Source organism: Devosia sp. (assembly GCF_030689745.1).
GTDB lineage: Bacteria > Pseudomonadota > Alphaproteobacteria > Rhizobiales > Devosiaceae > Devosia > Devosia alba.
In genome coordinates this window covers 1-22,596 of record NZ_JAUYGL010000194.1, presented here as the reverse complement: position 1 = coordinate 22,596, position 22,596 = coordinate 1, and the positions used below count along the sequence as shown (strand labels likewise).

The 22,596-nt window shown below is 60.7% G+C and carries 21 protein-coding genes and 1 tRNA gene; 18 read left to right on the top strand and 4 right to left on the bottom strand.

Annotation, left to right across the window (positions count from 1 at the left end):
* Positions 1 to 175: 175 nt before the first annotated feature.
* Together Q8O80_RS16990 and Q8O80_RS16985 are read left to right on the top strand one after the other, a co-directional pair.
* Positions 176 to 790 (top strand): NADPH-dependent FMN reductase, encoded by a 615-nt coding sequence (locus Q8O80_RS16990; protein ID WP_305581406.1) that lies wholly within the window; start codon positions 176 to 178, stop codon positions 788 to 790.
* 167 nt (positions 791 to 957) lie between these two features.
* Complete coding sequence (locus Q8O80_RS16985) at positions 958 to 2,889, top strand: potassium transporter Kup (protein ID WP_371136232.1); 1,932 nt, start codon at positions 958 to 960, stop codon at positions 2,887 to 2,889.
* Positions 2,890 to 2,898: 9 nt separating this feature from the next.
* On the opposite strand, the gene Q8O80_RS16980 is transcribed toward Q8O80_RS16985, so the two are convergent.
* Both Q8O80_RS16980 and Q8O80_RS16975 read right to left on the bottom strand, forming a co-directional pair.
* Complete coding sequence (locus tag Q8O80_RS16980) at positions 2,899 to 3,327, bottom strand: hypothetical protein (protein ID WP_305581404.1); 429 nt, start codon at positions 3,325 to 3,327, stop codon at positions 2,899 to 2,901.
* A 161-nt stretch (positions 3,328 to 3,488) separates the two neighbouring features.
* On the bottom strand, positions 3,489 to 4,622 hold the full coding sequence (locus Q8O80_RS16975; RefSeq protein WP_305581402.1) for an NADH:flavin oxidoreductase/NADH oxidase: 1,134 nt from the start codon (positions 4,620 to 4,622) through the stop codon (positions 3,489 to 3,491).
* 252 nt (positions 4,623 to 4,874) lie between these two features.
* Here Q8O80_RS16975 and Q8O80_RS16970 point away from each other — a divergent pair, with 252 nt between their 5' ends.
* From Q8O80_RS16970 to Q8O80_RS16930, 9 genes are all read left to right on the top strand, one after another.
* Positions 4,875 to 5,546: a TetR/AcrR family transcriptional regulator gene (locus Q8O80_RS16970; RefSeq protein ID WP_371136231.1), complete on the top strand. Its 672-nt coding sequence runs from the start codon at positions 4,875 to 4,877 to the stop codon at positions 5,544 to 5,546.
* A 25-nt stretch (positions 5,547 to 5,571) separates the two neighbouring features.
* Complete coding sequence (gene ilvC, locus Q8O80_RS16965) at positions 5,572 to 6,591, top strand: ketol-acid reductoisomerase (protein WP_305581398.1); 1,020 nt, start codon at positions 5,572 to 5,574, stop codon at positions 6,589 to 6,591.
* Positions 6,592 to 6,627: 36 nt separating this feature from the next.
* On the top strand, positions 6,628 to 7,353 hold the full coding sequence (locus Q8O80_RS16960; protein WP_305581396.1) for an NUDIX hydrolase: 726 nt from the start codon (positions 6,628 to 6,630) through the stop codon (positions 7,351 to 7,353).
* Between the two features lie 94 nt (positions 7,354 to 7,447).
* On the top strand, positions 7,448 to 9,220 hold the full coding sequence (locus Q8O80_RS16955) for a radical SAM protein (RefSeq protein ID WP_305581394.1): 1,773 nt from the start codon (positions 7,448 to 7,450) through the stop codon (positions 9,218 to 9,220).
* 131 nt (positions 9,221 to 9,351) lie between these two features.
* Positions 9,352 to 9,822 (top strand): GFA family protein, encoded by a 471-nt coding sequence (locus Q8O80_RS16950; RefSeq protein ID WP_305581392.1) that lies wholly within the window; start codon positions 9,352 to 9,354, stop codon positions 9,820 to 9,822.
* Position 9,823: 1 nt separating this feature from the next.
* Positions 9,824 to 10,315, top strand: coding sequence for a heme-degrading domain-containing protein (locus Q8O80_RS16945; protein WP_305581390.1), 492 nt, complete (start codon positions 9,824 to 9,826; stop codon positions 10,313 to 10,315).
* A gap of 8 nt (positions 10,316 to 10,323) precedes the next feature.
* Positions 10,324 to 11,208, top strand: coding sequence for a PhzF family phenazine biosynthesis protein (locus tag Q8O80_RS16940; protein WP_305581388.1), 885 nt, complete (start codon positions 10,324 to 10,326; stop codon positions 11,206 to 11,208).
* A gap of 92 nt (positions 11,209 to 11,300) precedes the next feature.
* Complete coding sequence (locus tag Q8O80_RS16935) at positions 11,301 to 11,426, top strand: hypothetical protein (RefSeq protein ID WP_305581386.1); 126 nt, start codon at positions 11,301 to 11,303, stop codon at positions 11,424 to 11,426.
* A gap of 113 nt (positions 11,427 to 11,539) precedes the next feature.
* Entirely contained in the window at positions 11,540 to 13,099 is a 1,560-nt protein-coding gene (locus Q8O80_RS16930) for a 2-isopropylmalate synthase (protein ID WP_305581384.1), read from the top strand.
* Between the two features lie 60 nt (positions 13,100 to 13,159).
* Here Q8O80_RS16930 and Q8O80_RS16925 read toward each other — a convergent pair whose 3' ends face one another.
* Positions 13,160 to 14,263 (bottom strand): pyridoxal phosphate-dependent aminotransferase, encoded by a 1,104-nt coding sequence (locus Q8O80_RS16925; protein ID WP_305581383.1) that lies wholly within the window; start codon positions 14,261 to 14,263, stop codon positions 13,160 to 13,162.
* Positions 14,264 to 14,664: 401 nt separating this feature from the next.
* Between Q8O80_RS16925 and Q8O80_RS16920 the strand changes: the two genes are divergently transcribed.
* The 5 genes from Q8O80_RS16920 to Q8O80_RS16900 all read left to right on the top strand — a co-directional run bounded on the left by Q8O80_RS16920 (position 14,665) and on the right by Q8O80_RS16900 (position 18,714).
* Positions 14,665 to 14,871 carry a hypothetical protein gene (locus Q8O80_RS16920; protein ID WP_305581381.1) on the top strand — a complete coding sequence of 69 codons (207 nt, stop codon included), beginning with the start codon at positions 14,665 to 14,667 and terminating at the stop codon, positions 14,869 to 14,871.
* Positions 14,872 to 15,104: 233 nt separating this feature from the next.
* Positions 15,105 to 15,180: transfer RNA gene (locus Q8O80_RS16915), tRNA-Lys, on the top strand.
* 217 nt (positions 15,181 to 15,397) lie between these two features.
* Positions 15,398 to 16,099 carry a YjbE family putative metal transport protein gene (locus Q8O80_RS16910; protein ID WP_305581379.1) on the top strand — a complete coding sequence of 234 codons (702 nt, stop codon included), beginning with the start codon at positions 15,398 to 15,400 and terminating at the stop codon, positions 16,097 to 16,099.
* Between the two features lie 111 nt (positions 16,100 to 16,210).
* Positions 16,211 to 17,392 carry a peptidoglycan bridge formation glycyltransferase FemA/FemB family protein gene (locus Q8O80_RS16905; protein WP_305581377.1) on the top strand — a complete coding sequence of 394 codons (1,182 nt, stop codon included), beginning with the start codon at positions 16,211 to 16,213 and terminating at the stop codon, positions 17,390 to 17,392.
* Positions 17,389 to 18,714: a lipopolysaccharide biosynthesis protein gene (locus tag Q8O80_RS16900; RefSeq protein WP_305581375.1), complete on the top strand. Its 1,326-nt coding sequence runs from the start codon at positions 17,389 to 17,391 to the stop codon at positions 18,712 to 18,714. The genes Q8O80_RS16905 and Q8O80_RS16900 overlap by 4 nt, the downstream gene beginning before the upstream one ends.
* 16 nt (positions 18,715 to 18,730) lie before the next feature.
* Here Q8O80_RS16900 and Q8O80_RS16895 read toward each other — a convergent pair whose 3' ends face one another.
* Positions 18,731 to 19,342, bottom strand: a complete 612-nt coding sequence (locus Q8O80_RS16895; protein WP_305581373.1) for a GNAT family N-acetyltransferase — start codon at positions 19,340 to 19,342, stop codon at positions 18,731 to 18,733.
* A 187-nt stretch (positions 19,343 to 19,529) separates the two neighbouring features.
* Between Q8O80_RS16895 and acs the strand changes: the two genes are divergently transcribed.
* The gene (gene acs, locus Q8O80_RS16890; protein WP_305581371.1) at positions 19,530 to 21,476 is read left to right on the top strand and encodes an acetate--CoA ligase; all 1,947 of its coding nucleotides are present in this window, start codon (positions 19,530 to 19,532) and stop codon (positions 21,474 to 21,476) included.
* A gap of 235 nt (positions 21,477 to 21,711) precedes the next feature.
* On the top strand, positions 21,712 to 22,596 hold an 885-nt coding region (locus tag Q8O80_RS16885), incomplete at its 3' end, for a glycoside hydrolase family 3 N-terminal domain-containing protein (protein ID WP_305581369.1).

The window sequence follows — 22,596 nt, the reverse complement described above, 5'->3', positions numbered from 1 at the left end:
TCGCTATGTTGTGGCCCTATCGCTGAAACTCCTGAAAATTCGGGTTTTTACATACTTACATGGGTGTGCCCTGCGCAGCTTGCTGTCGCTGGGCGACACCTGCGTGCCTCCTTGTGAAGGATCGCGCTAGGCACATATATCGCCTCAGTTACGATTTGTTACCAAGGAGGGCGCCATGTCCGATCTCAAGATTGCCGTTATCATTTCCTCTACCCGCGACAGCCGCTTTGGTGAAAAGCCAGCGCAGTGGATCCTCGACAAGGCCAATGCATTTGATGGCATTTCGGCCGAACTGGTCGACCTCAAGGATTTCGACCTGCCATTCTTCAATGAAGCCGCATCGAACCTGTGGATGCCCTCGAGCGATCCCAAGGCAGTGGCCTGGCAGAACAAGATTGGCGAATTCGACGGCTACATCTTTGTGGTTGCCGAGTACAACCGCTCCATCACCGGCGCCCTGAAGAACGCGCTCGATCAGGCCTACCTCGAGTGGAACAAGAAGCCATTCGGCATGGTGGCCTATGGCAGCGTTGGCGGCACCCGTGCTGCCGAGCACCTGCGCGGCATCGGCGTCGAGCTGCAGATGGTCTCGACCCGCTCGGCCGTGCACATCGGCGGCGCCGACTTCTTCGCCGTGCATCCGCTCGGCCAGCAGAACAAGCCGATGTCCGACCTCGAGGGCTCGATCGGTGCCAGCGCCACGGACATGCTCTCGCAGCTGGTGTGGTGGGGCACGGCCACCAAGGCTGCGCGCGCCGACGATGCTGCGGCTGCCAAGGCTGCTGAATAAACACCACAAGACCATCAAGCCTGCTTGAACAGCAAGGGTCGCTCCAGTCGGGGCGGCCCTTGCTGGTTTGCGCCTTGCGGGTTGAACCATTATGGCGGCAAGGTGTTGTGTGTGAGCAAGGTGGGGTGTATAGCGCCCCCGCCTATGACCATGAGAGCACCGGGTTCATGACGCAGACGAATTCGACCGACGACACCGTCGGCATCGATGCGAGCGACCACAACAGCCACCCACATTCCGATAAAGACCTTCCTTTGCTCGCCATGGGAGCGATCGGGGTTGTGTATGGCGATATCGGAACCAGCCCGATCTATGCGTTCCGCCAAGCGATGAGCGTTCGACCCGGTGCGGCCGAGAGCAGCATCGAAATTCTGGGTTTGCTGTCGCTGATCGTCTGGGCACTAACCCTGACGGTCGCCGTCAAATACGTGTTCTTCGTCACGCGCGCCGATAATAATGGCGAAGGCGGAACGCTGTCGCTGATGGCGCTGGCGCGCAAGACTTTCACCAATCCGCCGGTCTGGATTACCATTCTGGGTGTGCTCGGCGCAGCCATGTTCTTTGGCGACGCCATCATTACCCCGGCCATTTCGGTGCTGTCGGCGGTTGAAGGTGTGCAATTGGTGCAGCCGGGTATGGCGCGCTGGGTGGTGCCCATTACCCTAGTCATCATTGTCGGGGTGTTCTTCGTGCAGCGGTTTGGCACGGCCAAGGTCTCGATCATATTCGGCCCGATCACCGCAGTCTGGTTTCTCGTCCTCGGCTTCTCGGGTGTGGTGCACATCATCGAGTACCCCGCGGTGCTGTGGGCGATCAATCCGCTGCTGGGACTGGAATTCATCTACACCCACTACGCCATTGCCTTTGTGGTGTTTGGCGCCATTTTTCTGGCTGTCACCGGCGCCGAGGCGCTGTATGTCGATCTCGGGCATTTTGGCCGCAAGCCGATCGTCCTTGCCTGGTTCGGCCTGGTGTTCCCATGCCTGCTGCTGAACTATTTCGGGCAGGGTGCATTCGTCCTGCAAGTGGGCGTGCACAATGTAGAAAGCCCGATATTTGAAATGCAACCGGAGTGGGCTCTACTGCCCTTCGTTGGTCTGGCGACCATGGCCACCATAATTGCCAGCCAGGCGGTGATTTCGGGCACCTTCAGTCTGGCGCAGCAGGCCATTGCACTGAACATGCTGCCGCGCATGCAGGTGCTCCACACCTCAGAGACGCAGAGCGGCCAAGTCTACATGCCCCAAATCAACACCATGCTGATGATTGGGGTGCTGATTCTGGTGGTGGCGTTTGGCAGTTCCGAGGCACTCTCGAATGCCTATGGCATTGCGGTGTCGGGCGTGATGATGGTGACCTTGGCGCTGCTGGTGGTGGTGATGTGGCGCAACTGGAAGTGGCACCCGGCTGCGGTGATTGCCTTTGGCGTGATATTTACCATTGTTGATGGGTCGTTTTTCATAGCCAATGCATCCAAACTGTTTCAGGGGGGCTGGGTGCCGGCGGTTGTTGCGGCCATGGTTGCGCTGGTGATGTGGACCTGGATGGCAGGCAGGCGCCGGCTCGCCGACAAGACCCGGCGCGACGAGGTGCCGCTGGAGTTTCTGGTCGAGAACCTTGCCAAAAAGAAGCCGACACTGGTGCCCGGTACGGCAGTGTTCCTGACCAGCGATATCGAAGGCGCGCCAACGGCGCTGCTGCATAGCCTCAAGCACTACAAGGTGCTGCATGAGCAGAACGTCATTCTGACCGTGCGCACCTCGGCATCGCCGCGCGTGGCGGACGACGAGAAGGTGACCATCGACGCCTATAATGAGCTGTTCAGCCGAATGGTGGTGACGTTTGGGTATATGGAAACGCCCAACATTCCCAAGGCACTGGCGCTGGGCCGCAAGTTGGGTTGGAAGTTCGACATCATGTCGACCTCGTTCTTCCTGTCACGCCGCTCGCTGAAGCCGGGCCCCAAACCGGGAAATCCGCTACGCTATTGGCAGGATCGAATGTTTACCCGGCTGGCCCGAAACGCCAGTGACGCCACCGAATATTTCCACATTCCTACCGGTCGGGTGGTGGAAATCGGCACGCAGGTGGTGCTGTAGCCGCGTTGGCTACTTCTCCATGTCGGGGCAGACGTAGGGCACACTGGCCGTCGTGAAATAGTGTTGTTGCACTTCGCTGCCCAGCTTCAGATGCAGCACCAGTTCGGTCTCGGTCAGGCTGGCAATATCGGCATTGATGGTCATGCCGTCCTCGTCCCAACTGATGGCACTGTCTGACACCTGCTGCCATTTGGAGAGGCGGTAGGTTTCCCAGCAACTGTCGCTCACCAGTGTACCGTCAGCGAGAAAGATCTGCATCGGGCCGGGTCGATCTCCATCGGCATCCGAACGCACCCAGACCTTGTTCAGCAAGGGATTGCCGCGGTCTGGCTGCTCGTCCGCGGACTCTGTCGCATCCTGGGCGGCAACGGGCAGGGCGACGCAGGTGCCGACGCCCCAGACGCTCAGCAGGGCGATGATTGCGGCCTTGGTATCCATAGAGCGTTCTCCCTGTATGCCTGCTCAACTGGTGATTGACTGAGCCGCCGACAAGATGGGCAGGCAAAGCGGCGAGATTGCGTTGTCGATCAGACGCTTTCAGGGTTTTCGTGCAACAGTTGGCGCCCCAGCAGATGATTGATGGGACGCCTGCGCCGCGCTCAGTTGGTGGCAAATGACCGCAAACCGAGCGAACGGTCGCGGCTGCTGACACGGTTGGCCTGCTTGGGCCAGAGTGTGTAGTCGCTGGCGCCCAGTTCATGATTGGCGTGCAGCGCCCAGTTGGGGTCGTCCAGTGCGCCCCGGGCCAGGGCAATGAAATCGGCCTGGCCGCTGGTCAGGATGGTTTCGGCACCCTGGATGTCGCCGAGCAAGCCAACGGCGATAGTGGGAATGTCGGCGCCATCGCGCACTGCCTGGGCAAAGGGCACCTGGTAGTTGGCAGCAGCCTTGACCGCCGCGCGGTCAAAGCCGCCACTGGAACAATCGATGGCATCGACGCCCAGCGCCTTGAGTTCGCGGGCAAGCGCGACGCTGTCCTCGACCTGCCAGCCATCAGGATGCCAGTCGCTAACCGAGAGCCGAACCAGCAAGGGCTTCTCGGCAGGCCAGACGGCGCGGACGGCGGCAGTGATTTCGAGCACCAGGCGCATGCGGTTCTCACGGCTGCCGCCATATTGATCGGTGCGCTTGTTGGCCAGCGGGGAAAGGAACTGGTTGAGCAGATAACCATGCGCCGCGTGAATTTCCACTGTATCGAAACCGGCCTGGTCGGCACGTCGCGCGGCCGCGACGAAAGCGTCGATGAGGTTGCTGATGCCAGCAGCGTCCAGCGCCGTCGGCGTCTGATAATCGGGATCGTCGGCCGCGTGGGCGATGGCGCTGGGCGCAACCGGGGTCCAATGCTGATAGCCCACAGCGGCCTTTTCGGCTTCAGACATCCGGGCGGTGTCATTCCAGGAGACGGGTGTGGAAGCCTTGCGACCGGCATGGGCCAGCTGGATGCCGGCGGCAGCGCCCTGACTGTGCAGGAAGTCGACAATGCGGGTCAGCGGGGCGATCTGCTCGTCATTCCACAGGCCCAAATCGCCGTAGGAAATACGCCCCTCGGCGGTAACGCCCGTGGCTTCAAGAATCACCAGGCCAAAGCCACCCAAGGCAAAGCGACCCAGATGCACCAGATGCCAGTCATTGGCCAGGCCGTCCCTGGCTGAGTATTGGCACATCGGCGCCACGACGGTGCGGTTGCGCAGAGTAAGGCCGCGCAGTGTGGCGGGGGAGAAAAGTGCTGACATGAAAGGGCTCTATTGCTGGGGGCCGGGAGGATGGCTCGCCCAAGATGGACACTAACGCGTTCATCGGCAAGTGCCGATGAAAGAAAAGCTGGACGAATATTAAGGGAGCCAGCATCGTTGGCACTACGCCGACGCGGGATAACCATGTGATGCCCGACGAGTGAATTCCCCCCAGATCAATCCAATATTTCCCTTGCGTCGAACCGTACCGTACGGTACGCCTACGAACGAAATTGGCCGAAACCGTTCGGCATGATTGCGAGGACTTGCACTGTGGCCGTGACCATCAAGGTCAACGAAGAGACGTTCACCCCCCGCCAGCAGGCTGTGCTGACGGCGGCGCTGGATCTTCTCGTGGAAAACGGCGATGGGCTGACCATGACCGCTGTGGCGCGCCGCGCCTCGTGCAGCAAGGAGACGCTGTACAAGTGGTTTGGCGACCGTGACGGTCTGCTGACCGCAACAGTGCAGTGGCAGGCCGCCAAGGTACGCATGCCGCAGGTCGATCGCACCGGGCTGAATGCCAAGACGCTGCGCGCCAGCATTGAGCAGTTTGCCCGTGATCTGTTGACGGTGATCACCGGGGAAGTCTCCATTACCCTGAATCGCACTGCCGTAACCCATGCGGCGCAGGAGAAGGACCGGCTGGGCAATATCGTGCTGGAGAACGGCCCCCTGGCCATTCGCCGCCGGCTCAAACCGATCCTTGAGGCCGGGCGCGATGCGCGGCTGCTGCGGTTTACCAGCAGCGAAGATGCCTATCGCACGTTTTTCGGCCTCGTCGTTCGCGACGTGCAGATCCGCCTGCTGCTCGGTGACAAAGCGCTGACCCAGGCCAATGTCGAAGCCAATATCGAGGCGGATGTAAAATCCGCCACCGACCAGTTTTTCGTCCTGTACGGGACGAAAGCCCATAACGCATAACACCGCTTTTCAAGGGAGCACCCCCATGCGCGTTTATTACGATCGTGATGCCGATCTCAATATCATCAAATCCCGCAAGGTCGCCATTGTCGGTTATGGCAGCCAGGGCCATGCCCATGTGCTGAACCTGCGCGACTCCGGCATCACCGATGTGGTCGTTGCCCTGCGCCCAGGCTCCCCATCGGCCAAGAAGGCCGAGGGCGAAGGCCTCAAGGTGATGAGCGTCGCCGACGCGTCCAAGTGGGCCGATGTCATCATGATGCTGGTGCCTGACGAGCTTCAGGCCGACATCTACAAGGAGCACATCGAGCCGAACATCCGTGACGGCGCCGCGCTGGCGTTCGCGCATGGTCTGAACGTGCACTTCAACCTGATCGAGCCCAAGGCAAGCGTCGACGTCATCATGATCGCGCCCAAGGGCCCCGGCCACACTGTGCGTGGTGAATATCAGAAAGGCGGCGGCGTGCCCTGCCTGATCGCCGTGCATCAGGACGCTTCGGGCAATGCCCATGACATCGCGCTGGCCTATGCGTCGGGCGTTGGCGGCGGCCGTTCGGGCATCATCGAAACCAATTTCCGCGAAGAATGCGAAACCGATCTGTTCGGCGAACAGGCGGTGCTGTGCGGGGGCGTGGTCGAACTGATCCGCGCTGGCTTCGAAACGCTGGTAGAAGCCGGCTATGCACCCGAAATGGCGTATTTCGAGTGCCTGCACGAAGTGAAGCTGATTGTCGACCTGATCTACCAAGGCGGCATCGCCAACATGAACTACTCGATTTCCAACACGGCTGAGTGGGGCGAATATGTTTCGGGTCCACGCATCATCACCTCGGAAACCAAGGCCGAGATGAAGCGCGTGCTGACCGACATCCAGACCGGCAAGTTCACCTCTGAGTGGATGCAGGAAATCAAGTCGGGCGGCGCCCGCTTCAAGGCAACCCGTCGCCTGGCCGACGAGCACCAGATCGAGGAAGTCGGCGCCAAGCTGCGTGACATGATGCCCTGGATCAAGGCCGGCGCGCTGGTCGATAAGGCCAAGAACTAGAACTGAGAACGGGGGCTGCGGCCCCCGTTTCTTGTTATGCAGATTGTTCCTGTTACCGATATCGTGATCCGCATGGTGCCGGGCGCCTGGCCGTTGCCGCCTGATCTGCGCGCGGCTGTGGCCGACCACTGGGCGAAAGCGGTAGCAGTCAATCCGCACCTGTGGGATGGCCGGATATTGGGGCTGTCTGCGGTGGGCGGTGAACCGCTCGTCGCTGGCGACGGCGTGTTGCGGGCGGAGGCGCGCGAAGACGCCTATTCGGCTCTGCTGGCCTGGCGCAGTCGCGGGTTTCCCGAGATTGGCGTGCGGCATGCGTTTGGCTGGGCGTTGATCGTTAGCCAGGACGGGGCACTGATCTATGGCGTGATGGGTAACCACACGGCCAATGCCGGGCGCGTCTACCCCCCCGGTGGCTCGCTGGAGCCGCGCGACGTAATGCCCGATGGGCGGGTTGATTACCTACGCTGTATCGCGCTTGAACTGGTGGAGGAAACCGGTCTGTCGGTCGCCGAGGCGCGGGTGGGGGTGACGGTAGCGATACTCGACCACTCAGTGATTTCGGTCGGTCAGGTGCTGCACTTTGCTGAACCGGCGCATATGCTGGTGAACCGCATTCGCGCCAATCTGGCCCTCCAGCAACACCGGGAACTGGCTGACGTGGTCATCGTGCGCTCGCGGGCAGACGCTGAAGCCGCCGGTTGCGTGCCCTATGCAGTCGCCCTGGCAGAAGCGTTCTTTGCCGGACGAATATTTGCCGAATAGACCTGCTGCAGGATCGGCATCTTTCCTTATTGAAGTAACGAGGCTAGTCTAGCGCGGCGTCTTCTTGTCGGACTTATCAACCGGTAGGTGATTCATGGCGGCGACCACGCGCAGATTTTGTCTCTACCTGATCAAGCCCTCGCACTACGACGACGACGGCTATGTGATCCAGTGGTGGAAGTCCCCCATCCCGTCCAATTCGCTGGCGGCCGTCTATGGGCTGACGCAGGACTGTATCGACCGGCAGGCGCTGGGGCCCGATACCGAGATCGACGTCCACGCCATGGACGAGACCAATACCGAAGTGCATATCGACCGGATCGCCCGAGATATCGAGGCGGCCGATATCGGCATGGTGATGCTGGTCGGGGTACAATCCAACCAGTTCCCGCGCGCCCTCGACATTGCGCGGCCACTGCGGGCGCGCGGCATCCAGGTCGGTATCGGCGGCTTTCACGTTTCGGGCGTCATCTCCATGCTCAATGGCGAGGATGCGCGGTTCAGGGAAGCACAGGCGATGGGGATATCGCTGTTTGCCGGAGAGGCGGAGGGGCGGCTGGAGGACGTGCTGCGCGATGCCAACAACGGGGCGCTCAAGCCGCTCTACAATTTCATGAACGACCTGCCGGGCATCGAAGATACGCCGGTGCCGTTTATGCCCGCCGGCCATGTCGGCAAGACGGCATATAATCTCACCAGCTTTGATGCGGGCAGGGGCTGTCCCTACCAGTGTTCGTTCTGCACCATCATCAATGTGCAGGGGCGCAAGTCGCGGCGGCGGTCGCCCGATGATATCGAGAAAATCGTGCGGGCCAACCTGGCACAGGGCGTTTATCGCTTCTTCATCACTGACGACAATTTTGCCCGCAACAAGGATTGGGAGCCGATCATGGATCGGCTGATCCATATGCGGGAGGTGGAGAAGCTCCACTTCAACTTCATCATCCAGGTCGATACGCTCTGCCACAAGATCGAGCACTTCGTGGAGAAATGCGCGCGGGCGGGGGTCAAACGGGTCTTCATTGGCCTCGAGAACGTCAACCCGGCCAACCTGATGGGCGCCAAGAAGAAGCAGAACAAGATCACCGAATACCGCACCATGCTGCTGGCCTGGAAGGCGCATCATGTTATCACCTATGCGGGCTATATCCTGGGTTTTCCCGGCGACACACCCGAGCGGATCATGCACGACATCGACGTGATCAAGCGCGAGTTGCCGGTCGATATCCTGGAATTTTTCTTCCTCACGCCGCTGCCGGGCTCTGAGGATCACCAGAAGCTGCATCGTGCCGGGGTGGACATGGACCCCGACCTCAACAAATACGATCTCAATCACATGACCACGGCCCATCCCATTATGAGCCGGGCGCAGTGGGAGGGCATCTATGCCCATGCCTGGGAGCGCTACTACACACCCGAACACGTCGAGACGATCATGCGGCGGGCAATTGCCAGTGGCATTGCCGCATCCAACATCCTGTTCCTGGTCACCTGGTTCGTCGGCTCGGTGCAGATCGAGGGCGTGCATCCGCTCGAGGGCGGCGGCGTGCGGCTCAAGTTCCGCCACGCGCGACGACCTGAACTGGGACTGGAGCATCCGCTGCTGTTCTATCCACGCTACTGGAGCGAGACGGCGCTCAAGCTGATGGCCTGGGCCCGGCTTTATTTGCGATTCGGCATGATCTACCGCCGGGTGGAGAAGGACCCCAACAAGTTCGCCTATACGGATGTCGCCATGACGCCGGTCAGTGCGCATGAGGAGGATCTGGAGATGTTCCAGTCGGCCGACGCTCAGGAATGGCTCAACAAGGAGAAGCGCCTGGAGCGTATCCGCCATGGGGTCAGCGAGCCGGCCAACCCGACCTGAGTGTCGCCAAAATTCTGCTGTTGCTGCCCGCATCGCGAGGCTGTCGACGGACGAAATCGTGGCAGGTCGCACTTTTGCGCTGTTCGAACTTCGTCTAGACGTGATGCCGGGTCCGAGTCGCGGAGGGTGCGGTGAATCTGCCAGAATTTCCAGTCGAAGGCGGCTGCCAGTGTGGTGCGGTGCGATACCGGCTCAAGGCCAGCCCGCTATCGGTCTATAATTGCCACTGCAAGGACTGCCAGCGCTATTCGGGCGCGGGGTGGTCGATGTCCATGATCGTGCGCGACGAGGATTTCGAGCTGCTGTCCGGGCAACTGGTGCAGTATCGTCGCACGGCTGACAGCGGCAATGTCATCGTCATGAACTTCTGCGCCCATTGCCATGGCTGGATCTGGAACGAGCCGCCGGCACCCGGCATCAAGGTGGCGCGGGCCGGAACGCTCGACGACATGGACGGGGCAGCGCCGGTGGGCAATATCTGGACCGACAGCAAGGCGGCCTGGGTAAGCATCGACCCGGCGCAAACCAATTTTGCCAAGGGCGCCACGGATCGCCAGCCACTCTACGATGCCTGGACCCGCCATACCCACAAGGACACCTGACATGGCCGCCGCCGAAGATATTGCCCTCGTCAAGCAGCAGGAGCAGGACCTAGTGCTTGCCGAATTCGACGAGGCCGTCGCATTCAAACTGGGGAGCGCCATCCGCGACCGGGCACTGGCCGAAGGGCTGTCGCTGGTGGTGGATGTACGCAGCTGGGACCGGCAGATGTTCTTTGCCGCCACGCCCGGCACGAGCGCCGACAATGCCGAATGGGTACGTCGCAAGATCAATACGGTGCGCCGCTTTCAGCGTGCCAGCTACCGCATGGTGCTGGAGCGGGGCGAGGCGCCGTTCTCGCTGCAGTCCGGTGCCGACCCGGCTGACTATGTCATTGCAGGGGGTGGGTTTCCGATCCGGGTCAAGGGCGCGGGCATTGTCGGGTGCCTGACCATTTCCGGCCTGCCCGGGCGGAGTGACCATGGCGTTGCGGTTGCCGCGCTGTGCGACCATCTTGGTTTCGACCACGCCATCTATGCCCTGCCGGCGGAGTAGAGGACGCGATGAAGCTCAATTATCTGCTGCTGGACGTCTTCACGCGAGAGCGGCTCAAGGGCAACCAGCTTGCCGTGGTGACCAATGCGGACCGCCTGCTCGACGGTGAGATGCAGGCGATCGCCTGCGAGTTCAATCTCAGCGAGACGGTGTTTGTGCTCAAACCGCGTGGCGAGCGCAGCACGGCAGCCATCCGCATCTTTACGCCCTATGAAGAACTGCCCTTTGCCGGCCATCCGACCATTGGCGCGGCGGTGGTGCTGGGGTTGACCAAGGATGTGACCGCCGTCCGCATAGATGAAAAGATCGGCCTGGTGACGGCGCTGGTTGAAAAGCTCGACAAACGCACGGGCGAGGCGCGTTTTGCGCTACCGCGCCTGCCGTCACGGGTGGCGCCACTTATCGACACGGCGGGGCTGGCGCAGGCACTGGGCATTGATGCCGCCGACATTGGTTTTGGCGACTACCGGCCGGCGGTGTTCACTGCCGGGGTGCCGTTCCACCTCGTGCCGGTACGCGATGCCAGCGTGCTCAAGCGCATCACCCTCAATCCGGTGGTTTGGCATCAGGTGTTCAGCCATGAGCATCACTCGGCCTATGTCTTCACCCAGACGCCCGAGGAACACGGTATTGATCTGGCCGCCCGGATGTTTGGCATGGGTCTGGGGGAGGACCCTGGGACAGGATCCGCAGCAGCGGCGCTGATCGGCCTGCTGGCGGAACACGCGGAAGCGAGTGGGCAGACCGATCTGGTACTGCGACAGGGGCATGAAATGGGCCGGCCCTGCCGTATCCTCATCCAGTTCCGCAAGGAGCAGGGGAAGCTGGTGCATGGTGGTATTGGCGGGCAGGCGATCGTGGTGGGCGAGGGCAAACTGGATCTGGGTGATTGAGCGGGTCAAGCAAAAAGCACCCCTTAGGGGGCGGTTGGGCTTGCGCCTTCGACAGGTTTCGCGCATGTTGAGAGGACATCAGGAATTGATCCATGCCGCGCACTCGCGCTCAAGCCATTGCAATCAGCCAGCGCGACGCCCTGCGGGCCCGCCTGATTATTGCTGCCAGCTTGCTGCTGCTGCCCGCCGCACTCCTGCTCCTTCTTATCAGCCCCTGATCACCGGCTGCTCGGATTACCGAGCGGGTCGTCAGGGGATTACGCCACCAGCCGCACAGTAAATGTCCGGCCTATCAGAGCATTGCTCTGGGCCGACTGATAGGGACGACACCATGACCACCACCACCGATACCAATACCGACCGCGTTTTCATTTTCGACACGACGTTGCGCGACGGCGAACAATCGCCCGGCGCCACCATGACGCTGGAAGAAAAGCTGCAGGTCGCCGAAGCGCTCGACGAGATGGGCGTCGACATCATCGAGGCCGGTTTCCCTATTGCCTCCAATGGTGATTTTGAAGCCGTGGTCGCGGTGGCCAAGCAGGTCAAGCGCGCCACTGTCGCCGGCCTCGCCCGGGCCATTACTGCCGATATTGACCGGGCCGGTGAAGCGGTGCGCTATGCCCAGAAGGGGCGCATTCATACTTTTGTCTCCACCTCGCCGATCCATCTGGCGCACCAGATGAAAAAGACTGAGGACGAGGTGATCGAGATCATCTCCCGGACGGTGGCACATGCCCGTAATCTGATCGACGACGTTGAATGGTCGGCGATGGACGCGACGCGCACGCCGATGGAGTTCCTCAAGCGCTGCGTTGATGCCGCGATCAAGGCCGGTGCGACCACCATCAACCTGCCCGATACGGTCGGCTATGCGGTGCCGGACGAGCATTTTGCGATGTTCAAGACCATCATCGAAAGCGTGCCCAATGCCGACAAGGCGATTTTCTCGGTGCACTGCCACAATGATCTGGGTCTGGCCGTGGCCAATTCGCTGGCCGGGGTGGCCGGCGGGGCGCGGCAGATCGAATGCACGGTCAATGGCCTGGGCGAGCGGGCCGGCAATGCGGCGCTTGAAGAGGTGGTGATGGCGCTGCGCACCCGGGGTGACACCTTGCCCTATCACACCGAAATCGAGACCACCCATCTGGCCCGCGCCAGCCGAATCGTCTCGGCGGCGGCCAATTTCCCGGTGCAGTACAACAAGGCCATTGTCGGCAAGAACGCCTTTGCCCATGAGAGCGGCATCCATCAGGACGGCATGCTCAAGAACGCGGAGACCTATGAGATCATGACCCCGGCCAGTGTCGGGATCAAGGAAACCACCCTGGTGATGGGCAAGCATTCCGGCCGTGCTGCGTTCAAGGACAAGCTGCGTGAGTTGGGCTATGAGCTGGGCGACAATGCCTTTCAGGAAGCTTTTCAGCGCTTCAAGGATCTGGCTGACCGCAAGAAGCATGTCTATGACGCTGACATCGTGGCGCTGGTCGATGACGAGGTCGGCTCGGTCGGCGATCGGATCAGGCTGGTGGACATGGAAGTCGTGTCAAAGACCGGTGGTACCCACAAGTGCAACATGCGGTTGAGTATTGACGGCGAGGAATCGAGCGTCACCTATGAGGGCACCGGCTCGGTCGATGCCATCTTCAACGCCATCAAGGCGGCTGTGGGCCAGGAGCCCCATCTGGTGCTCTACGCTGTCGATGGCGTGACCGGCGGCACCGATGCCCAGGCCAGCGCCCATGTGCGGCTGGAACTGAATGGCCGCATCGCGTCAGGCAATGCGGCAGAGCCTGATACGCTGGTGGCCTCGGCCCGGGCCTATCTCAATGCCTATAACCGCCTGCTGATCGAGCGGGGCGCCTCGGCGCAGGGCGCCATGGCCGGTTAGTCCAGACAGTTTCGCGGCGGGGCAGCACATTGCCCTGCCGACGACGTAATTGTCGGATAGTTACCCTAGCGCGGCTATGGCTTGGGGTAGCTCGCTGGCCAGCATATCCAGATCGGCGGGGGTGCCGACGCTGATGCGGATGCAGTGGTCGAGCCCACTGGCCATCGGCTTGCGAATGAAGATGCGGCGGGCCGCCAGTGCGGTGAGAATGCCGCTCGCATGGCTGGCGTCGCCGCCGCAATCAATGGTGACAAAATTGGTGGCTGAGGGCAGGGATGTCAGTCCATTGTCCCTGGCGATCTGGGCAATGCGAGCGCGCGACGCTGCGGTGAGCTGCACAACCTGGTCCAGGTGCTCTGGCGCCGCGATGGCGGCGAAAGCACCGGTCTGAGCGACGGCATTGACGCCGAAATGATTGCGGACGCGCTCAAAGGCGGCAATCGTCTGGCGTTCCCCGATGGCATAGCCGCACCGCAGACCCGCCATCCCATAAGCCTTCGAGAAGGTACGCAGCCGCAACAGATTGGGCCGGTCGGTGTCCAGCGGGGGCAGGGTGCCGGGCGGCGCAAATTCGCCGTAGGCTTCGTCGAGCAGGATGAGCGCGGACGGGGGAACTGCATCGATGAATTGGGTAACGGCCTGGGCGGAGTGCCAACTGCCCATCGGATTGTCGGGATTGGCCAGATAGACGATTGACGCGCGCTCGCGTCGGGCCGTCGTGGCCAGCGCCACCAGGTCTTCAGCATTTTCACGATAGGGCACGCTCACCACTTCAGCGCCGAAGCCGGCAGCGTGATAGTTCAGCGTCGGATAGGCGCCCAGCGAACTGACAATAATGGCGCCGGGTGCGGCATAGAGTCGGACGGCCAGTCCCAGCAATCCGTCGATCCCCTCGCCGATGACGATTCCATCGCTGGGTATTGCATGATGGCGGGCCAGAGCCAGCCGCAGATCGTGATTTTCCGGGTCCCCATATTTCCAGCCTGCCGACAACGCTTCCGCCATCGCAGCCAGCGCCGTCGGCGCGGCGCCAAACGGGTTCTCATTGGCCCCCAACCGCGCCAGAAAGGTTTGACCCAGCCGGCGCTCCAGAGCTTCAGGGCCGACAAAGGGCACGGTGTCAGACAGGGCTGCGGCGATAGGGGCCAGGCTGGGACGGGTCAAGGGCGGGCTCCTGGCGATTTGGACAAGCGGGCAAGCGGATAGTTACACAAACGTTGAAGCCGGCGCCCTGAATTGTGGCGAAAAAGCGGAATTATTCCCAGTATGGAACTATAGGCCGTCATTCTGGATAAAAACACGGCGTGCCAGAAACTTAGTGCCGAGGCGGGAATGATGGTGGGGCTCAACAGCGCGTATTCATCTTCGTAGTTATACATATTCTGCACATTTTTTCACCGCAATCAAAGCAACTGGCGGCTTTGTTCTGTGCGACGTCTTGGTTGGATTTCATTTTATTAAAATTGTCAGAAGCAGGATAATCCTCTTGAAGGTATGCAGTGCCAGTATAAGAACCGCGTCATTTAACTGACGCACTACCAACGGAGTATCAAGGAGCTCGTGTCATGTTAACTACCTATCATCTCGCGCGAGACCATCTGCAACAAGCCGCTGCAATCCTGCAGGGGCCTGACAGCCGCTCGCGTCAACTGGTCTATATCGTGCAAAGGACCATCAGTCTGATCGATGATCTGACGCTCCCCACGGCAAGCCCAGCCAACAATGTGCTGGATTTTGTTGAGTACAAAGCCCAACGCGAATGTCATTCCTGATACCGCGTCGGCACTGACTACCGCATAAACGGGCCGCTCTATGCTGAAACCATCCTGACGGATAGAACGCCCGTCAGGATGCGGCCACTCCAGGCAGGCGACGCCGCCATAGACCGCCAAGATCAGCTCTGCGAGACACCGCACAGACATCCTTGCTCACGAAAGTTACGACAGGCGCTAGACAGCGCGAAATCCCTTTGCTAGAGAGCGCCTACTTTGGAAGCTCCAGTAGGGGGCGAGTAGCTCAGCTGGTAGAGCAGACGACTCTTAATCGTCGGGTCCACGGTTCGAATCCGTGCTCGCCCACCAAAGTCCTCCTATCATTGGCGGTGCAGATTCTGCCCTAAACAAGCGGCGAGCCATTTTGGCTGTCCCCCGTATTGTCGACGCCGATGGCGCCGCCGGTCAGCGCAGCACGCCTAAATTTGTCTGCCTGGCTTGATTGACCGCTTGATGCCCTTCCCACTGGGAGGCGGTGGCGGTATAGGCGTCAACAGTATTCCATCTCCGCAATGAGGCCCCCTGCATGTTCGGCATTGATCCGAGTTTTCTCAGCTCGCTAGTTCAAGTCATTCTGATCGATCTGGTTCTGGCGGGTGATAATGCAGTGGTTATCGGGCTGGCCGCCGCTGGTCTGGCCTCCGATGTGCGGCGCAAGGCGATTCTGATCGGCATCCTGGCGGCCACCCTGCTGCGTATTTTCTTCGCGCTGATCACCACCCAATTGCTGGCGCTGGGCGGCGGCTTGCTGATCGCTGGTGGCATCCTGCTGCTATATGTCTGCTGGAAGATGTATCGGGAGCTGTCCACCTCCGATAGTGATGAGCACGAAGCGCAGGAAGCGCTGGAAGACGCCGACATCAATGCCGATGGCACCATTGCTGGCAAGGCGCCGCGCAAGACCCTGCGTCAGGCCATCACTCAGATTATCATTGCCGACGTTTCGATGTCGCTCGACAATGTGCTGGCCGTGGCCGGTGCGGCGCAGCACCATGTTGAGGCGCTGATTATTGGCCTGGCGCTGTCGGTGGTCATGATGGGCGCGGCCGCGAGCTTCATTGCCGGCCTGTTGCACCGCTATCGCTGGATCGCCTGGGTCGGCCTGGTGATCATCCTGTTTGTCGCGATTCGTATGGCGCTTGAGGGACTGGGGATGTTTATCGTGCTGCCCGAGATTCCGCTGCTCTATACGCCCCATGCGGTCGACGCTGCGGCCGCGGCCCATTAGGCTTTGGTAACCACGGACCGAGTTTTGCGAGGCCTTGCCTGACGTCATAGGGATTTAATCATCTGCTGGCGCTAGTTTTCCGCGCAATCATATGTGCGGGAAACACCAACTATGTCCGTGACTGCCGATCGATTGAGCCATTCGCAAGCCGATGCCCGAGACCTGGTGCGCGCCAATGGTGCAGCCCGCCCGGTCCTGGAGACGCGGGTGGTGTCCGGCCAGGAGTGGGATCAGACAATCGCTGACTTTGACGAGGTCTGTCAGGAGCAGCTCCATGCATTCGCTGTTGCCCGCTGGCCTTCGGTCAAGCACGAGCCGATGCTGTTTCTGCTGAATGGAGAAATCGTCGGCGGCTCGCTGATGATGGTGCAGCCGCTGCCGCTGCGACTGGGGCATATTGCGGTCTCCAAATGGGGACCGATGCTCAAGGATCTAGCGCGGCCGGATGCCGATGCCCTTCATGCAGGCATGATTGAGGCGCTGATCGCCGACTATGCCGACAAGCGGGGGCAGATGATCTCGGTGCTGCCCTGTGCGTCAACCACGCCGATCAATGGTGCGTTTCAGCGGCTTGAAGCGTACGGATTTCAGGCTGGCTCGCAACTGATGTTTCCCAACCGCTACATCGTCAATTTACGGCTCGACGATGCCGCTCAGCGCAAGAGCCTGAATCAGAAATGGCGCTATCATCTCAATAAGTCTGAGAAGAGCGGATTGAGCTTTGAGTGGGCCGGGCCTGAGCGGCTTGCCGAGTTCGATACGCTCTATACCGCGATGACCGACCGCAAGCAGTTTTCCGATCACTCGGCCTATGACAGCGTAGCGTCCTTGATGGCGCTGGATGAAAAACTGCGACCCGAACTGTTCTTCGTGCGCCATGAAGGCGTGGTCGTTGCCGGGGCGTTGATCTTCAAGGCCGGTGATCGCGCTGTCTATCTCTATGGCGCCACCAATGATCAGGCGCTGCCCCTGCGCGCTGGCTATTTCATGCATTGGAACATTATCCGCTGGCTGCGCGACAATACCCGGGCCCGTTGGTACGATCTGGGCGGCACAGATGGTTTCCAGGGGCTGCACCAGTTCAAAAAGGGCATGGTCGGCGATGCCGGGGTCATTGAGCCCGTGCCGCCAGTGGCCAATTACGCCAGCAACCGGCTGGCTTATCTGTTCGGGACGGCGGCATTTGCGGCCCGCGACGCGCTCCACTCCTTGCATCGCATGATCGCTGGCTGGCGCAATCCCAAGACCAGGCCGACACAGGTGCGACCGGGTGCGGATGAGACGGGACAATGAAAATTCAGCGCAATCTGGCGTCGCAATCGAGCATAATATTTGCTGCCCGGCTCGGCGGAGCCGGCCTGATCTTCCTGGTCCAGGCGCTGATTGCCCGCATCTGGGGCCCCGAACTGCTGGGCGAATATCTGATCGTGGTCGCCATGGTCAATCTGATTGCCGTGGCTATGCCACTGGGCTTTCACACGGTGGGTACCTATTTTGCCGCCGAGTATCGGGCGCGCGGCGAGCGCAAGCAGTTCGTGGTTTTCCTCACCCGCTCTTACGCCCATGTGGTGGGGGCGCTCGTGCTGCTGCTCATCGCCGGTCCACCAGTGCTGGAAGGGCTGGGGTTGGGCGAGACGGTGCTGGCCAACCATTTCATTCCTGTTGTGCTGCTCGCCTTCGGAACGGCCATGGTCTACGTCAATGGAGCGCTGCTGGTCGGGTTGAAGCGGCCGCTGGCCGGGTTTTTCGCCGATACGATGTTTCGTCCGATGATCGTGATGGCAGCGTTCCTGGCGACCATGGGCTTTGCTTCAGCGCCGGAAGGCTTCGCCACCATGTTGTGGGCCATCGCCATCGGCTATGTCGGCGTGGCGCTGGTGCATTTTGGCTTTGTCGTTACCTCCGTGCCCAGACTGGATGATACCAGCCCGGTTCGCACACTGGAATCACGTCGGTGGTGGCGGTTTGCCCTACCATGGGTGCTGATCTCGCTGGCCACCGACTTCTTCTTTGATATCGATCTGCTATTGCTCAGCCAGAGTTTGAGCCGCGAGGAACTGGCGATCTTCGGTGTCTGTACCCGAATTTTCTCGCTGATGTCGTTTGGTGTGGCCGCAGTCTATGCGGTAACGCTGCCGGACATGTTCGAGAGTGAGGCCAATGCCGATCGCGAGGCGTTCAATCGCAAGGTGGGCGAGGCCAATGTTGTCGCCAGCGGCCTGGCTGTGGTGTTGTTCGTCGCGGTGTTGATCGGTGGGCCATTTGCCCTGATGCTGTTCGGGCCGAAGTTCTCAGCCGGGGCATTGCCGCTGGCCGTGCTGTGCCTGGCGCTGGTGGTGCGTTCGGTGATGGGTCCTGCTTCGATTGTGCTGTCGATCCATGACCGGCCCTATGCCAGTCTACCCTCGGTGTTTCTGGGTATTGCTTCGCTGGCGCTGTTCAACTGGCTGCTGGTCCCCCTCTGGGGCCTGATGGGGGCGGCGCTGAGTGCTATCTTCGCCATCACGGTGTGGTCGGTGGGCCTGTGGTTTATTGCGCTGCGCACGGCCAAGCTGGATGTGTCGATCATGCAATGGTTCCGCAACCGCCACGCCAGAACGGTGCCTGCTGAATAGCGCCGACCAGCCCGCGCTATTTCTGTAGGGCGAGCTTGACCTTGCGCTGCAGCTTGCGGAGCAGGCCGCCCGGAGTGCCCCGGTCATAACCAGGCACAAGCTTGGTCAGCGGACGCTCATAGAGCAGGTAATCCTCGCCAAAGATGTGGCTGTTGAGCGTGGCGATGTGCTCGAACCCCATGCGGCCCATAATGGCGGCAGCGGCCTCATTGCCATGTTTGGTATAGGTCGCGATCTTGTGGAAGCGACCATTGTCCCAGTGCTTGATGAAGGCCCGCATGGCCGAAATGCCCAGCGATGAGCGGCGGTTTTCGGGGAATACGTAGGACCAGTAGAGCCAAAGCGTGCCGAGTTCGGGACCAGAAATCATGAAGCCGCCGGGCTTGCCGTCACGCAGCATGATCAGCACATGGTACGGGTCAGCATCGATCAGGCTCGCCAGATGCTCCCGCGTCAGCCGCGCCATCTCATAGCTTTTGAACTCATCGCTGTAATAGGGCGAGGTCGCAATCGCCTCATGCAGCTTTGTGTGGATCAGCGCTATGTCGGCGTAGCTGCCGGCCCGATACACAGGCGCGCGCGGACCAGCGACGTTTTGAGGCTCATCGATTTGTGTGATGCCGCTCATACCACCCCACGCCTTGCGATCATGCCACCGGACAGTTGGTGGTGCCGCCACCATAAGCGTCTGCAGGTTAATGGTCGGTACTGTCGGAGCATGAGCCCACAGTTACGCATTAAGTCGCACCGTCAGGGCCTTGCTCCGTGGGTGGCGGGTCAGTAGAACGAATGTGGGAGAGATAAGGGAGGATACCATGAGCGAGCAGCTCGTATTCCAGCCAAGTGCGGCTGCGATCGCACGCACCCGTACGACCGAGCCGCAGTACAATGAAATGTACCACCGCTCGATTACCGACCCTGATGGATTTTGGGGCGAGCAGGCGAAGCGCCTTAATTGGATAACGTTTCCCACCAAAATCAAAAACACCACGTTTGAATATCCGGACGTGTCGATCAAGTGGTTTGAAGACGGCGTACTTAACGTTGCGGCCAATTGCATTGACCGACATCTTGCAGAGCATGGCGACGATATTGCGCTGATCTGGGAGCCCGATGATCCAAACGCGGCATCCGAACACATCAGCTATCGCACGCTGCATGAAAAAGTGTGCCGCTGCGCCAACGTGCTCAAGTCGCTGGGGGTCCGCAAGGGAGACCGCGTCACCATTTATCTGCCGATGATTCCCCAGGCGGCCTATGCGATGCTGGCCTGCGCGCGCATCGGGGCAGTACATTCGGTAGTGTTTGGCGGCTTTTCGCCCGACGCACTGGCTGGCCGCATCAATGACTGTGATTCTGCGGTGGTCATCACTGCCGATGAAGGCCGCCGCGGTGGCAAGGTCGTGCCTCTCAAGCGCAATGTCGACAAGGCGCTGGAAGATTGCCCGGGCGTATCCAAGGTGCTGGTGGTGCACAATACCGGCGCTGCAGTGGCAATGAAGGGGGCTCGCGACATTTGGTGGCATGAAGCCGCTGCGGGCGTCGAGCCATTCAGCGATCCCGAGCCAATGAACGCCGAAGATCCGCTGTTTATCCTCTATACCTCGGGATCGACCGGCAAGCCCAAGGGCGTGGTGCACACTACGGGCGGCTATCTGCTCTATACGTCACTGACGCATGAGCTGAGCTTTGACTATAAGCGCGGCGAGGTTTTCTGGTGCACGGCCGATGTGGGCTGGGTTACCGGGCACAGCTATATCGTCTATGGCCCGCTGGCCAATGGCGCGACCTCGGTGATGTTTGAAGGCATCCCGACCTATCCCGATGCCGGGCGCATGTGGCAGGTGGTCGAAAAGCACAAGGTCAACATCTTCCATACGGCACCGACTGCCATTCGCGCGCTGATGGGAGCCGGTTCGCAGTTTGTCGAAAAATACGACATGCCGAGCCTGCGCCTGCTGGGCACGGTGGGCGAGCCGATCAATCCGCAAGCGTGGCTCTGGTACTACAATCAGGTTGGCAAGGGGCGCTGCGAGGTCATCGATGCCTGGTGGCAGACCGAGACAGGCGGGCACATGATTGCCCCATTCCCGGGCGCAACTGCCAAGAAGCCCGGCTCGGCGACGGTGCCATTCTACGGCATTCAGCCGATCGTGCTATCGCCAGAAGGCCGGTTGCAGGAACAGACCAAGGCGGAAGGCGTGCTGGCCATTGCCGATAGCTGGCCGGCGCAGGCCCGCACCATCTGGGGCGATCATGGCCGGTTCATTTCGACCTATTTCGAGACTTATAAGGGCTACTACTTCTCTGGAGACGGCTGCCGCCGCGACGAGGATGGCTACTACTGGATCACCGGGCGTGTCGATGACGTGCTGAACGTGTCCGGCCATCGTCTGGGCACGGCCGAAGTCGAAAGCGCGCTGGTGGCACACCCCAAGGTCTCGGAAGCGGCCGTTGTTGGCTATCCGCATGACCTCAAGGGGCAGGGCATCTACTGCTATGTCACCTTGATGGAAGGGGAAACCAGCAGCGATGAACTGCGGACTGAGCTCAAGAACTGGGTGCGCAAGGAAATCGGGCCGATCGCAACTCCCGATATGATCCAGTGGGCGCCTGGTCTGCCCAAAACACGCTCGGGCAAAATCATGCGTCGCATTCTGCGCAAGGTGGCCGAGAACGAGTTTGCCACTTTGGGCGACACGTCAACGCTGGCTGACCCTGGCGTGGTTGATGATCTGATCGAAAACCGGCAAAACCGCTAGCATCGGGCGGTCACGGGCGGAGATCCCAAAATCTCCGCCCGATCAAAGGCAACGGCATCACGGGCCGGAAGGTTGAAAAACGGCCCGTACTCCAAGTCGCCCCGCTGCAGAATTGCATTTTTTTCCTTTCATATCAGCCCCTAAGTGCATCGGGACGAAATGTTTTCGCCTTGAGCATTGTTTTGACTGCATTTACTGCACATCGTGCGGCGATGATTCCAATCTGGATTGCCCCGTGAATACTCTTGCTGTTCGTCTGATCTGGACTTGTGTCCTGATGCTGAACTTGCCCCATCTGGCAGTAGCGGCGACGCTGGAACAGATGGCCGGCCAGATGATTGTGGTGGGGTTTCAGGGCGATAGCGTCGATGACGCAGCAGTAGCCGGGCTGCGCGCCGATCTTGCCGCGAGCCGGCTGGGCGGTGTGATGCTGCTCAAGACCAATATTGGGAGCCTGGAGGCCGTCAAGCAGATGAATGCCGCGTTTCGCGACGCCGCGGAGCTGCCGGCGTTCATTACCCTGGACCAGGAGGGCGGGGCGGTGGAGCGACTGACAAAGGCGGTCGGCTTTCGGGAAATCCCCAGTGCTGCCAGCATTGCCAGCCGCAATTCGCCGGCGGGGGCCGAGACGATCTATGTCAGGATGGCGGCAGCCATCGCCGGGCTGGGTTTTACTGTCAATTTTGGCCCGGTGGCTGACCTCAATCTCAATCCGGAAAATCCGATAATTGGCAAATTTGGCCGCGCCTTCAGCGCTGATCCGGCCACAGTGGCACTGTATGATGCGGCCTTCATCAAGGCGCACCATGCGGCGGGGCTGTTGACCGCGCTCAAGCATTTCCCCGGACATGGCTCCTCCACCACCGACAGCCATGAGGGTTTTGTCGATATCACCCAGACTTGGCAGTCCAGCGAGCTTGATCCCTACAGGGAACTGATAGCTGCCGGCGAGGTGGACATGGTCATGGCAGGGCATCTCTACCACGCCGACTATGCCGATGCGGGCCAACAGACGCCGTCTTCATTGTCGCCACAGTGGATCGAGGGGGTGCTGCGCGGCGAACTGGGCTTTGACGGTGTGGTGATCAGCGATGATCTGGAAATGGGCGCCATTCGCGAT

Excerpts from the sequence above, each read along its gene's own strand:
- Q8O80_RS16900 (WP_305581375.1), top strand. The coding sequence starts at position 17,389 with ATGAAAATTCAGCGCAATCTGGCGTCGCAATCGAGCATAATATTTGCT.
- Q8O80_RS16975 (WP_305581402.1), bottom strand. The coding sequence starts at position 4,622 with ATGTCAGCACTTTTCTCCCCCGCCACACTGCGCGGCCTTACTCTGCGC.
- Q8O80_RS16990 (WP_305581406.1), top strand. The coding sequence starts at position 176 with ATGTCCGATCTCAAGATTGCCGTTATCATTTCCTCTACCCGCGACAGC.
- ilvC (WP_305581398.1), top strand. The coding sequence starts at position 5,572 with ATGCGCGTTTATTACGATCGTGATGCCGATCTCAATATCATCAAATCC.
- acs (WP_305581371.1), top strand. The coding sequence starts at position 19,530 with ATGAGCGAGCAGCTCGTATTCCAGCCAAGTGCGGCTGCGATCGCACGC.
- Q8O80_RS16940 (WP_305581388.1), top strand. The coding sequence starts at position 10,324 with ATGAAGCTCAATTATCTGCTGCTGGACGTCTTCACGCGAGAGCGGCTC.
- Q8O80_RS16905 (WP_305581377.1), top strand. The coding sequence starts at position 16,211 with ATGTCCGTGACTGCCGATCGATTGAGCCATTCGCAAGCCGATGCCCGA.
- Q8O80_RS16985 (WP_371136232.1), top strand. The coding sequence starts at position 958 with ATGACGCAGACGAATTCGACCGACGACACCGTCGGCATCGATGCGAGC.
- Q8O80_RS16935 (WP_305581386.1), top strand. The coding sequence starts at position 11,301 with ATGCCGCGCACTCGCGCTCAAGCCATTGCAATCAGCCAGCGCGACGCC.
- Q8O80_RS16920 (WP_305581381.1), top strand. The coding sequence starts at position 14,665 with ATGTTAACTACCTATCATCTCGCGCGAGACCATCTGCAACAAGCCGCT.
- Q8O80_RS16910 (WP_305581379.1), top strand. The coding sequence starts at position 15,398 with ATGTTCGGCATTGATCCGAGTTTTCTCAGCTCGCTAGTTCAAGTCATT.
- Q8O80_RS16980 (WP_305581404.1), bottom strand. The coding sequence starts at position 3,327 with ATGGATACCAAGGCCGCAATCATCGCCCTGCTGAGCGTCTGGGGCGTC.
- Q8O80_RS16930 (WP_305581384.1), top strand. The coding sequence starts at position 11,540 with ATGACCACCACCACCGATACCAATACCGACCGCGTTTTCATTTTCGAC.
- Q8O80_RS16895 (WP_305581373.1), bottom strand. The coding sequence starts at position 19,342 with ATGAGCGGCATCACACAAATCGATGAGCCTCAAAACGTCGCTGGTCCG.
- Q8O80_RS16960 (WP_305581396.1), top strand. The coding sequence starts at position 6,628 with ATGCAGATTGTTCCTGTTACCGATATCGTGATCCGCATGGTGCCGGGC.
- Q8O80_RS16945 (WP_305581390.1), top strand. The coding sequence starts at position 9,824 with ATGGCCGCCGCCGAAGATATTGCCCTCGTCAAGCAGCAGGAGCAGGAC.
- Q8O80_RS16970 (WP_371136231.1), top strand. The coding sequence starts at position 4,875 with ATGATTGCGAGGACTTGCACTGTGGCCGTGACCATCAAGGTCAACGAA.
- Q8O80_RS16955 (WP_305581394.1), top strand. The coding sequence starts at position 7,448 with ATGGCGGCGACCACGCGCAGATTTTGTCTCTACCTGATCAAGCCCTCG.